The organism is Streptomyces caelestis (genome assembly GCF_001279005.1).
Classification (GTDB): domain Bacteria; phylum Actinomycetota; class Actinomycetes; order Streptomycetales; family Streptomycetaceae; genus Streptomyces; species Streptomyces heliomycini.
The window spans coordinates 101,593-112,868 of record NZ_LGCN01000074.1 but is presented as its reverse complement, the minus strand read 5'-3'; the positions used below and the strand labels follow the sequence as shown (position 1 = coordinate 112,868).

13 protein-coding genes and 1 pseudogene are annotated in these 11,276 nt (G+C 73.7%); 7 read left to right on the top strand and 7 right to left on the bottom strand.

The annotated features are described in order from the left end of the window. Positions 1-372: 372 nt before the first annotated feature. From ADK41_RS07390 to ADK41_RS07375, 4 genes are all read right to left on the bottom strand, one after another. Positions 373-990, bottom strand: coding sequence for a TOPRIM nucleotidyl transferase/hydrolase domain-containing protein (locus ADK41_RS07390; protein WP_030827050.1), 618 nt, complete (start codon positions 988-990; stop codon positions 373-375). A 72-nt stretch (positions 991-1,062) separates the two neighbouring features. Further along, positions 1,063-2,142: a lytic polysaccharide monooxygenase gene (locus ADK41_RS07385; protein ID WP_030827048.1), complete on the bottom strand. Its 1,080-nt coding sequence runs from the start codon at positions 2,140-2,142 to the stop codon at positions 1,063-1,065. A 190-nt stretch (positions 2,143-2,332) separates the two neighbouring features. Continuing rightward, entirely contained in the window at positions 2,333-3,460 is a 1,128-nt protein-coding gene (locus ADK41_RS07380; RefSeq protein WP_030827042.1) for a GH12 family glycosyl hydrolase domain-containing protein, read from the bottom strand. A 269-nt stretch (positions 3,461-3,729) separates the two neighbouring features. Then, a complete protein-coding gene (locus ADK41_RS07375; protein WP_030827039.1) occupies positions 3,730-4,752 on the bottom strand; it encodes a LacI family DNA-binding transcriptional regulator in 1,023 nt (340 codons plus the stop codon). Between the two features lie 927 nt (positions 4,753-5,679). On the opposite strand from ADK41_RS07375, the gene ADK41_RS07370 reads away from it, so the two are divergent. From ADK41_RS07370 to ADK41_RS07355, 4 genes and pseudogenes are all read left to right on the top strand, one after another. Then, entirely contained in the window at positions 5,680-6,096 is a 417-nt protein-coding gene (locus ADK41_RS07370) for a DUF2809 domain-containing protein (protein WP_030827034.1), read from the top strand. A 76-nt stretch (positions 6,097-6,172) separates the two neighbouring features. Beyond that, positions 6,173-6,415: a hypothetical protein gene (locus ADK41_RS07365; RefSeq protein WP_030827031.1), complete on the top strand. Its 243-nt coding sequence runs from the start codon at positions 6,173-6,175 to the stop codon at positions 6,413-6,415. Between the two features lie 96 nt (positions 6,416-6,511). Beyond that, positions 6,512-6,730, top strand: coding sequence for a hypothetical protein (locus ADK41_RS07360; protein WP_030827028.1), 219 nt, complete (start codon positions 6,512-6,514; stop codon positions 6,728-6,730). Positions 6,731-6,756: 26 nt separating this feature from the next. Beyond that, positions 6,757-6,924 (top strand): annotated as a pseudogene (locus ADK41_RS07355) (saccharopine dehydrogenase); the annotation flags it as partial. Between the two features lie 85 nt (positions 6,925-7,009). On the opposite strand, the gene ADK41_RS07350 reads toward ADK41_RS07355, so the two are convergent. Next, positions 7,010-7,459 (bottom strand): hypothetical protein, encoded by a 450-nt coding sequence (locus tag ADK41_RS07350; protein ID WP_030827022.1) that lies wholly within the window; start codon positions 7,457-7,459, stop codon positions 7,010-7,012. Between the two features lie 127 nt (positions 7,460-7,586). Next, a complete protein-coding gene (locus ADK41_RS07345; RefSeq protein WP_030827019.1) occupies positions 7,587-8,606 on the bottom strand; it encodes an aldo/keto reductase in 1,020 nt (339 codons plus the stop codon). A gap of 162 nt (positions 8,607-8,768) precedes the next feature. Between ADK41_RS07345 and ADK41_RS07340 the strand changes: the two genes are divergently transcribed. Then, positions 8,769-9,383: a TetR/AcrR family transcriptional regulator gene (locus ADK41_RS07340; RefSeq protein WP_030827016.1), complete on the top strand. Its 615-nt coding sequence runs from the start codon at positions 8,769-8,771 to the stop codon at positions 9,381-9,383. 319 nt (positions 9,384-9,702) lie between these two features. Here ADK41_RS07340 and ADK41_RS07335 read toward each other — a convergent pair whose 3' ends face one another. After that, complete coding sequence (locus ADK41_RS07335; protein WP_030827012.1) at positions 9,703-9,945, bottom strand: DUF6411 family protein; 243 nt, start codon at positions 9,943-9,945, stop codon at positions 9,703-9,705. 328 nt (positions 9,946-10,273) lie between these two features. Between ADK41_RS07335 and ADK41_RS07330 the strand changes: the two genes are divergently transcribed. Continuing rightward, positions 10,274-10,633: a hypothetical protein gene (locus ADK41_RS07330; protein WP_030827009.1), complete on the top strand. Its 360-nt coding sequence runs from the start codon at positions 10,274-10,276 to the stop codon at positions 10,631-10,633. Further along, entirely contained in the window at positions 10,630-11,229 is a 600-nt protein-coding gene (locus ADK41_RS07325) for a class F sortase (RefSeq protein ID WP_030827006.1), read from the top strand. Before ADK41_RS07330 ends, ADK41_RS07325 begins: the two co-directional genes overlap by 4 nt. Positions 11,230-11,276: the final 47 nt, after the last annotated feature.

Sequence of the window (11,276 nt, the reverse complement as noted above, 5' to 3'; positions counted from 1 at the left end):
CGATGTCCGTCGGCGGGGTGCCGCGCCGCATCGCCTGTGCCGAAGGGCTCCTCGTGGGCGACGCGGCGGGCGCGGTCTCGCCCCTCACCGCCGGGGGCCTGGACCCGTGCCCGCGCCTGCCGGAGCCGGCCGCCTCCGCCTTCGACGACGCGCTCCGGCCGGGGCGACCGGCCCCGTCGACCCACTACGACGGAGCCGCCCTGCGCGCGCACTTCCGGGGACGGCTCGCCCTGCGCAGGAGCCTGGCGCACATCCGGACGCCGGCGCCGCGGCCACGGCGGCGTCCGCCTTGCCGCGCACACCGTTCGGCCGGGCCGCGGCCGGTCGCGTCCTCTTCGGCGACCGGTCCTTCCCTGCCCCGTCGCCCACCGGTCACAGGACGGTGAGCAGGTCGTCGAGCGGTGCGGGCACGCGCCCGGGGTGGAGGGCCTCGACGAGAACGCGACCGTAGTGGATCTTGCGGCCCTTCTTCGTGCCGAGGAAGCGCCGCAGCCGCTGCCGCGGGGTGCGTTCCCGCTGGGCGGGCTGGCTCAGGAAGGTCCGCAGGGGGCGCAGGTCGCCCTCCGCCCGGACCAGTTCCTCCACCCGCGTCACCCCCAGCGCGCGGATGAGCTCGTCCTCCAGGTCCGCGGCGCAGACGAAGAACTCCTGCCGTGCGACACCGGCCCGCTCCAACCCGCGGGCGTAGTGACCGCGTTCGCCCTCGTCGCACAGCCCCGTGAGGCGCAGGTCCAGACCGGACGGCCCGAGAAGGCGGGCGAAGCGCCCGATGTTCATCGCGCCCCCCATCGGCAGGACGCAGATCCCCTCGGCCGCCGGGTTCCGGCCGCGGCGCGCGGCCAGCGCCTCGACCGCCGCGGCGTCGCTCAGCCCCTCGAGCAGGACCGCCGTCCGGACGCCGAGCCGCGCCGCCGACTCGCGCGCGGGCCCGCCGGGACCGCCGGCGGCCCACGCGGTGACCGCGTCCCGGAACATTTCCATGTCAGTCATGAGAGGAGTCTCGGCCCTTTCCGGGCGGTACCGGTAGGGAATTTCCCCCCGCCACCGCCCGGTCCGGGACGGCTACGGCGTCACGCAGCCGATCGTGCCCACCGGGAAGTCGTTGCCCGACGACGTGGCGGTGAAGCCGAACGTCACACTCCCGTCGGGGTTGACCACACGGTTGTGATCGACGTTCCTCACGGTCACCGTGCCGTCGGAACCCTTGGTCAGGGAGCCGTTCCACGCACTGCCGATCGTGGTCCCGGAACCGGGCTTCCACTGCACGGCCCAGCCGTTGAGCGGCGACGTCCCGTGGTTCATCACCTCGACGGAGCCCTGGAAGCCACCGTTCCAGGAGTTCACCACGTTGTAGACGGCCATGCAGGAACCGGTGTGCGGCGGCGGGTCCGTCGGGTCCGTCGGATCCGGGGTCGGCGTGCCGCCCGAGCCGCGGATGCCGGTCACCTCGCCGTTGCCGCCGTCGAAGACCACGTCGGAGCAGGAGAAGAAGTTCTCCTGGCTGTCCGAACGCACCCACTGCATGAAGATCAGCGCGTTGCCGGAACGTCCGGAGGGCAGCTTCAGGTCCCAGTTGTAGTGGCCGCCGTTGGTGCCCGGCGAGCCCTGCTGGGGCGGGTTGGTGACGGTCTGGATGAGTTCGAGGTCGTTCCAGCCCAGCTGTGAGGTGGGCGACCAGCCGGGCTTGGTGAGGTAGACCCGGAAGTCACCCGGATGCGCGGCCCAGTTGCTGTACTTCACCTTGACCGTGGCTCCGGACGTCAGATGCGTCCGGGGCCAGTCCGAGCGGGCCGCGTTGTAGGCGGAGAAGTCGTACGGGGAGCGGTCGCCGGCGCTGCAGAGCGTGCCGTCCGGGACATAGCCGGCTCCCCGCCCGGCGGCCTTGGAGTCGAGGACGGCGAACCAGTTGTACAGCGCCGACGAGCCGCTCCGGTTCAGCGCGTCCCGGCACGCCGGGTTGGTCGGGTCCAGTCCGCCGGTGCCGGTGACGGCGTCCAGCTGACAGAGGTAGGTGCGCGATCCGGGCATCATCGCCACGCCGTGCGCCTGCGCGTCGTTCTGCCAGAGGAAACTCAGGCCGAGCCCTCCGAGGAGGGTGGCCAGTACTGCTGCCAGGGAGACGAGTCTCCGTCGTAAGGGCATGGGATCTCCTGTGCCGGTAGTGGATGGGTCGGACAGGGGCGGAAGGTGGAAACCCCGCCCGTCCGGGGAGGGGCGTCAACCGGAGGGGCGGGGGGTTCGAGGGGCGGGGCAGGGGCCCGCCCTGTCGGCGCAGGGAGGAAGAGCGGGCCCCGGGCCGGGGACGCGGCGGGTGCGCGGCCCGCCGGTCGCCTCACGTGGTCGTGCAGGCGGTCCCGTTCAGGCTGAAGCCGTTCGGCCGGGCGAAGGCGCCGCTGTAGGTTCCCTGGAAGCCGAAGTTCTGGCTCCCGCCGGGCGCGATCCGCGCGTTGCCGTCGAGACCGCTCGCCGTGACCGCGCCCGAGGAAGGGCTGACGGACGCGTTCCAGGAGTTGGTGACGCGCTGGCCGGAGGGCAGGGTGAAGGCGAGCCGCCAGCCGTCGACGGCGGACGAACCGGTGTTCCTCACGGTGACGTCCGCGGTGAAGCCGCCCGGCCAGGCGTTCGTGGCGTAGGACACGGTGCACGCGGCCGGGCCGCCGGGTCCCCCCGGTTCGCCGCCGCCGGTGTTGACGGTGGAGGAGAAGGAGTTCACCGCGAGCCCGGCGCCGTTCTGCCAGGGCTCGAAGCCCGCCTGGACGCTCGTCAGGTACCAGTCGTTCCGCGCCATGCCGCGCGCGACGGTCTCCCGGACGAAGTCCATGACGTCGAAGCCGAAGCTGCTGATCGCCGACGGCGCGACGAACGACAGCACGTCGTTGGTGCCGTTGCCGCCCGACCACACCTGCCAGGTGCGCCCGGCCACGGTGGCCGTGCCGACCTGGGAGCCGATCGGCTGAATCGGGCCCACCTTGTTCAGCCAGATCATGATCTCGGTCCGGTTCACGCCGTCGGTCCGGGGCGTCGGGTCCAGCCAGATGTCGTACGAGGCGTTGTACACGGCGTCGTTGACATAGCCGTACGAGATGCTGCTGGGAGCACTGGAGATGCCGCTGATCCGCGCGGGGAGGGCGGTTCCCGGCGAGCAGTTGGTGTAGTGGCAGCCGTTGAAGAGAGACGGGTACGACTTCGGGGCCCCGTTGGTCGGCACCGAGCCGTCGGCCCGGGTGAGGCGGAAACCGGTGTCCGTGGCGGTGACGCACTGGGTGGCGCTGGTGCCCCAGCGGTTGTTCTGGACGACGTAGCGCCCCTGGACGGTGGTCGATCCGTACTGTTCGCAGATCGTGGTGTCGGCCTGGGCCGGCGCCGTCCCGGTCACCAGCGCCGCGACCACGGCGAGAGCGGTGAGGAGCGTCGCGAACAGGCCGCGCAGGGCCCGGGTGTGGTGCGGTAACCGTCGCATGCGGGGACCTCTCCGAGAGGATGGGGGGGCGACCGGCGGGAGCGCTCCCCTCTCCCCATTGATGGGAGCGCTCCCAGTGGTGTTTCGGAACGGGACTGTAGGAGCTACCCATGTCCCTGACAAGACTGTGCGCGGGAAACTGTCGAATTCATTTCGAAGCCCCAGGTCAGCGAGGTGATCCAGAAGGGCTCTCCGCCTCGGGAGCGCTCCCGAAACATTCGATGACGCGGTGATCCGTGAGGCGGTCGAGGAGAGTGGGGAAAGGCGGATCAGGCGGAGCCGCGCAGCACCAGCTCCGTACGGAGGATGACGTGCCGCCAGGCCACCTCCGGCTCCTCCATCTCCTCCAGGAGCAGACGCACCATCGTCCGGCCGATCTCCTCCAGCGGCTGGCGCACCGTCGTCAGCTTCGGATCGGTGTGCTGGGCGAGCGGGAAGTCGTCGAAGCCGATCACCGCGACGTCCTCCGGCACCCGGCGTCCCGCCGCGCGCAGGGCGTCGAGGGCGCCCGCGGCCATGGTGTCCGACGCGGCGAACACCCCGTCGATCTCCGGGGCGCGCTCGATGAGCCCGGCCATCGCCCGGCGCCCGCTGTCCGCGGAGAAGTCCCCCTCGACCGTCCAGGCCGGCCTGTTCTCGGCGCCCGCCCGCTCCAGCGCCTCGCGGTAACCGCGCAGCCGGCACTGGGCCACGTACATGTCGAGCGGCCCGGTGATGGTCGCGATCGAGCGGCGTCCGAGGCCCAGGAGGTGCGCCACCGCGCCGCGGGCGCCGCCGGCGTTGTCCGCGTCGACGTAGGTCACGCTCTCCTCGCCCGAGCGCCGCCCCAGCAGGACGGTGGGCAGCCCCACTTCGGCCAGCATGTCGGGCAGCGCGTCCTCGGCGTGCACGGACATCAGCATCACGCCGTCGACCCGGCCGCCGCGCGCGTACTCCACCAGGCGCTGCCGTTCGGCGTCCGTGCGGACCAGGGTGAGCAGCAGCTGCACCTTGGTGTCGGTCAGCGCGTCGCCGACGGACCGGACGATCTCCGAGAAGAACGGCTCACCGAACTGCCGCCAGTCCGGCTCCGTCATGACCAGCGCGACGGCGTCGGCACGCCTGCCCGCCAGTGAACGGGCCGCCAGATTGGGCACGTACCCCAGTTCGGCGATGGCGCGCTGCACGGCACGGCGCGTGGAATCCTTCACGCCCGCCGCGTCGTTGACGACGCGGGAGACGGTGCCCCGCCCCACACCGGCGAGCGCGGCCACCTCCTCCAGCGTCGGTGTGCCGGGACGCCGCTTGCCCATGACCCCACCCCCCACGAGATCACTAGATCTTACGGCCACCGGGCGTCCGGAACGGCCGGTCCCGCGAACCTCCGGCCGGATCGAGGACGTCGAGCGGGATGCCTCGCACCCCCGCCGACGCACCCTCCTCGGCGCCGCACCGGGCGGCTCCCGACGGCCCCGGCGGCAAGGCGCCGGGCGCCGGCGGCACGTCCGCGCGACAGCCGGTGCACGTGTACGGGGCCGTCCGGCCCCGGGACGCCCTCGCCGCCCGCGCACCACGGCGCCTGACTCCCGACCGGCCACGGGAGAGGAGCGGGCGCCGCCGGATCCGGTGGCGCCCGGTGCCGCTTCGGCTTCCTGCGGCGCGGACGGAGGGGAGAGCTGTGCGCGGACCGACGCGGGATCCGGGTTGACGTGCGGCCGGCCCCCGACGACGACCGTCGGCACGGTCTCGTGGCCGTCGGCGGCCGCCCGCACCGCCGCCGCTCCGTCCGGATCACGCCGGATGCCGACCCGGTGCGACCGCCCGGCGTCCCGGCCCGACCGGATGCGCAGGCGCAGGCGGTACGTGCAGCCGGGTCGCCAGAAGACGACCGGCCGGCCGTCGACCGCGCTGCGGCGCCGTGCCTCCCGTGCGGTGGGGTGCGGCATGCCGGGGCGACCGCCCGGCGCCGCCCCTCCGCCCACTCGCAGGAGCGGCCGGTCCGCGAGGTCCCGCAGGAGCCGACGGTCGTGGGACGCCACGACGACACCGGCGGCGGTGCCGCGGAGCGCCCCGGTCGGCTCGTCGACCAGCGGCGCCGACAGGTGGTCGGTCGGCTCGTCGAGCAGCGGGACGTCGTGCCCCGCGCCGAGCGGACACGCCGGCCGGATGCGGTGGCGCTGCCCGGCCGAGAGGGTCGCCGGCGACCGTGCCCGGACCGCGGCTGCGGGATGATGACGATCATGGCACTCTTTCTCAGGACCCGTCCCGGCGGTGATCCGGCGCGGACCCGTGTCGCGGCGGCCGTGGCCGCACTGGCGACCGTCGGCGCCGGACTGGGCCTGCGGGCCGTGGCGACGGGGGACGTGGCCAAGTACGGCGGCGACGCCCTCTACACCCTGCTGATCTTCGCCCTGGTCGTCCTGGTGGCACCGCGGACGACACCGCCGAGGGCCGCCGCGGTCGCGCTCGCCGTCAGTTGGGCGGTCGAGTTCCTGCAGCTCACCGGGGTGCCGGCGGAGCTCTCCCGGCACAGCGTCGCGGCCCGTCTGGTCCTCGGTTCCACCTTCAACGCGCCGGACCTGTTCTGGTACGTGATCGGCGCGATCGCGGGCTGGCTCGTCGCACGGGGACGTGCGGCGCCGACCGGGGAGCCGTAGCACGCGGTACCGGTTTCACCGGGCGGCGAGGTGATACCCGGCCCTCCGACCCGTTCCCCTACGCGCGGGAGGACTCATGGCGACCGGCGAGACGGGCTTCAGCGACGTCGTGTACGACCTGATCTCCGTGCAGTACCACTCGTTGAAGGCAGGCCACGACTACGGCCAGTACGTCCGTGACGCGGAGAACGCGGACCAGAGGGAGATCGCCGACTTCTTCAGGGAGGTCATGGAACAGGACGCGGAACGCGCGGCCCGCTGCCACCGGTACCTGGCCCGGCTGTCCGGCACCGGGAAGGCCGGCCCCGCCGTCGGCTGACCGCGAAGGCGCGTCGCGGCTCGCCCGGCCGGGCACCCGGGTGTCCCGCCGGGAGCCCGGCGTGCGGACGGACGCCGGGCACCGCACGCTGGTGCCATGGCGAACGACCGGCCCATCGTGATCTGCCCGCCCGGCGAGGACGGCGGCCGGCGCGTCCGCGACGGCCCGCGGTTCCTCGGGATGGCGTACGGGCGGCTGGACGTGGTGGAGTTCCTGCGCCTCGAGGGCCTGGAGAGCGTCGACCACGACTGGCTGCGCCGGTCCGCGAGGGTCGAGTGGCGCGGCGGCCCGGATGCGTGGCGTGGTCACGGCTGACGGGGCGTCCGTCGGGGACCCTGTCGTCGGATCCGCACACCCCGGCGCCGGCCGCGACCGACGAGCTCGGGCGGTCCGCGCGGACCTTCCCCGTCGACGTCGTCGTGCGCTCCGGCGGCGGCGAACGGCGCGCCGTGGCCCGGGACATCCACGCCGTCACCGCGCCGCTCGTGGTGGAAGCGGTGGGCCGCGTCCGTGAGAGGCCGGGTGAAGGGCTCGAGCCCTGACCGGGCCGTGAGACCCGGTCAGGGCTCGAGCGTGTCGCCCGGAAGGCGCGGATCAGCGGGTGAAGGTGACCCGGTGCTCCTTCAGCGCGCCGCAGTTGGAGCCGTACACCTGTACGTACACGTTGTCGATGCCGCCGCCCCAGTCCACGCAGTGCCCCTTGCCGTAGACGTAGGTGGGCCCCGCGTACGACGTGTACCACCCGCCGTCCTGGTCACCCTTCTCGGTGTCGGGGACGTAGACCCACGCGGACATGTCCCGGGCGGTGCCGGGGTTGGTGCGGATGGTCGTGACGCAGTTCCGGCCGTTGGCCGAGTTGTACGTCAGGTAGACGGTGCCCAGGGAGCCGACGGCTGCCGAGTTCACGGTCTTGTAGCCGCTTCCGCACACCTGCTGCGGGGTGGTGTCGGGTGCGGCCGCGGCCGGTGACGCCAGGGCGGTCGTGGCCCCCACCGACAGGGCGGCCAGGGCGGAGGCGGCCAGGACGGAACGACTGAATCTCATATTTCCCCCTTGCGGCTCTTGGAGCGGTTGCTCCTGTCCTGTGGGACCCGCGGGCCGGGCGAAGGGTTGTGCCGTGTCCGGCGGCGGATGCCGGCGCCCGGTTCCCGGGTGCGCGGCGGGAGATCCGTCAGCGGCGCCGCAGCGACGCGTCGAGCAGTGCGGGCGGGGTGTCGTGCTTCTCGTGTGCGGCCAGGTCGGTGCCCGGGGCGACGACGGAGTCGATCGCGTCGAGTACGTCGGCGCCGAGCACGGTGTCGGCGGCGGCGAGCTGGGAGTGCAGGTGGTCCAGGGTGCGCGGTCCGACGAGGGCGCTGGTCACGGCCGGGTGCGCGGTGGCGAAACCGAGCGCGAGCTGGATCATCGTCAGTCCGGCCGCGTCGGCGATCCCGGCCAGCCGCTCGACGGCGTCGAGCCGGGCCCGGTTGGCGGGGAGGGCGGGGTCGAAGCGTTCCGGCATGAACGCCGAGCGGTGGGTGGTGACGTCCTTGCCCCTGCGGACGGCGCCGGACAGCCAGCCCGAGGCCAGCGGACTCCAGACCAGCACCCCCATCCCGTACTCCTCCGTGACGGGCAGGACGTGGGACTCGATCCCGCGCTGCAGTACGGAGTAGCTGGGCTGTTCGGTGACGTAGCGGCTCAGGCGGTGTTCGCGGGCGGCCCACTGCGCCTGCACGATGCGGTACGCGGGGAACGTGGAGGAGCCGAAGTAGCGGATCTTTCCCGCGCGTTGCAGATCGGTCAGGGCGGACAGGGTCTCCTCGTCGCCGGTGGCCGGGTCCCACCGGTGGATCTGGTACAGGTCGACATGGTCGACGCCGAGGCGGCGCAGGCTGTCGTCCAGCGCGGCGACCAGCCTGCGGCGCGAGCTCCCCCGGTGGTTCGGCTCGTCACCCATGGGCAGGCCGGCCTTGGTGGCCAGCACGATGTCGTCACGGCGGCCGGCGACGGCCTTGCCGACCATCTCCTCCGACTCGCCGTCGCCGTACACGTCGGCGGTGTCGATGAGATTGACACCGGCCTCCAGCGCGGCGTCGACGAGGGCGGTGGCCTCCTCCTGGGTGGTGCGTCCGATCCTGCCGAAGTTCATCGCGCCGAGCGCGAGGGTGCTGACCTGGACACCGGTGCGCCCCAGGGTGCGGTACTGCATGGTCGTGTCTCCTCGGTACGGGAAATGCGTGAGGGAACGGCGGCGCACGGCTTGGTGGCCGGGCGCCCGCTCTGGCATCATAAGCAAGCGGAACCGTGTTCCGGAACCATACGGAACGACGTTCCGCTTTGGCAAGCGGTGGTGAGCGAAAGGAGCGGCGCGGTGAGCGACGGCAGCAGTGGCGAGGGCGCCAAAGGCGCGGCTCCGTCCCGGCGCAAGGACGCCCGGCGCAACAAGGAGGCCCTGCTCGACGCCGCCGCCGCGGTCTTCGTCACGTCGGGTGTGGACGCGCCGGTTCGCGACATCGCGGCGGCGGCCGGAGTGGGAGTGGGCACGATCTACCGCCACTTCCCGACGCGGGCGGACCTCATCATCGCCGTCTACCGGCACCAGGTCGACGCCTGCGCCGAGGCCGGTCCGGCCCTGCTGGCCGGCGGTGCGACTCCGCACGCGGCACTGGGGGAGTGGGTCGCCCTCTTCGTCGACTTCCTGGTCACCAAGCACGGTCTCGCCGCCGTGCTGCACTCGGACGAGGCCGGCTTCGACGCCCTGCACGCCTACTTCCTCGACCGTCTCGTGCCGGTCTGCGGCCAACTCCTCGAAGCGGCCCGGGCGGCCGGTGAGATCCGCTCCGACATCGACGCCTACGCGCTCATGCGCGGCATCGGGAACCTGTGCATCGGCGCGGAGAGCGACCCCCGTTACGACGCGCGCCGACTGGTCGAACTCCTCATCGCGGGGCTGCGCTCACCCCGGCATCCCCTTACCGGGCGGTGAGCGGCCCGGGGCCCGACGTGTCACACCTCTGACCGGTCTCCGTCCCACGGGCCCGCCGGCGGCGTCCGCGCTCCCGCGGAGGCGGCGTCGCCCTCCCGCCCCGAAAGGCGGCCGGCGCGAAGCGCCCCTCCCTCGCCCGCCGGACCCGCGCCCCGCCCGCCGGCCCGGTCCACGGCGCGCTCGCCGGCGCCGCCGACGCCTCGCGGGAGGCCGCGGCGGTCACGGCCGCGACACGGCGGCCCGTGACCGATGCCGCGTCGGCCGGGGCGCTTTCCGCACCGGCGTGATCACGCCGGTGCGCCAAAGCGGCGCCCGGGCCTCAGAACGGGAGCCGCCCGCGCGCCCGCCGTCCCGCGGAACCGCTGCGGCCGACCGCGCGGGAGCTCGAGCTGAAGGGCTTGCTGAGGAGACGCCCGAGCGGTCCCGGCGCCTTGGACCCGGCCCGGGAGCCGAGGCCGAGAGTGCGTTGTGCCCCGTTCTGCGGGTGCCGGGAAAGACGCGGGACGAGGAAGGCGAGGACGGCGATCACCACGCAGACGGCGACGATGCCAACGACCATCATGAGGGCCTCCGGAGTCGGGAACGTGAACACCGGACCGGTTGGTCCGCAGGGGACCGCTTGCCCCGTTCCCGGGTGAACACGCCCCGATCCGGACCGCGTGTCACCGCTCCGTCTCGCGTCCGGCGCCGTCGGATCGCCGGACGCCCCGGCAGGCGCGACGGGGCGATCCCGGTGCCGGCGGGTGACGAACGGCCCGGCAACGGCCCTTCCAGCGCCGGACTTTGCCTTCTCTTTACAACCCGTGCCGCCGCTGTCACGTCTCTTCGCACGATCCATGACCCAGCCCGCCAGGCCATCGTGCGGGCGGAGCGACGAAAGAGAGCGATCCATGCGCCGAACTGTCCTCAGTGCCACAGCACTCGCCTGTACCGCCGTGTTGGCGAGCACGACGCCCGCGCTCGCCGACAGCCCCTCCCCGGTCCCCGCGGCCACCGTGGCCCCCAGCGAGTCGTCGGCCCCGGCCGACGCCACGGAGCCGAGCCCGGTACCTGCCGAGGACGACGCGCCGGACCGGTCGACGGCCCCCGGCGAGGTCGCCGTCGTACCGAGCGGCGCGCCCGACACCGGCGTCGCGTCCGCGGAGTCCGGGGCCGACGGCGCGCTGATCGGCGGGAGTGCCGCCGCGGTGCTCACCGCCGGCGGCGCGGCGGTCCTTCTCGTGCGTCGTCGGAGGGCGACCACGGCATGACGTCGCTCTCCAGGCGTGCCTTCGCCGCCGCGGCGACGGCCGCGCTCCTCGGCGGCTGCGGCGGCGGTCACGGGAACGGCCGGTCCACGGCCGGACGCCCCGGGAGCACGACACCGTCCGCACGGCCCTCCGCGGAGCCGGTGCGCGTCCTCGCACGTTCGGTCCCGGTCGGACTGGAGATACCGGCCATCGGGGTCGACACCCCGGTCATACGGCTGGGGCTGGCCCCGGACCGCACGGTCCAGGTGCCTCCGGTCACGGCCCATGACCGGGCGGGCTGGTACCGGCACTCGCCGACGCCCGGCCAGATCGGCCCGTCGGTGATCCTCGGCCACGTCACGGTCGGCCGCCACGGAGACGGCGTCTTCCGCCACCTCGCGCGTCTGCGCCCGGGGGACGGGATCGTGGCACGCCTGGAGAACGGCACGGCGGCGGTGTTCGCCGTCGACTCGGTCCGGACGGTCGCCAAGGCGGACTTCCCGACGGACGCGGTCTACGGTGACGTCGGCCGTCCGGAGCTGCGGCTCATCACGTGCGGCGGCCCGCGCACCGGCGACGAGTACCGCGACAACGTGATCGTCTTCGCGCGTGCCTGAACCGTCGCCGGGTCCCGGGCCGGCGGGCCGCGCGTTCGCCGGCCCGG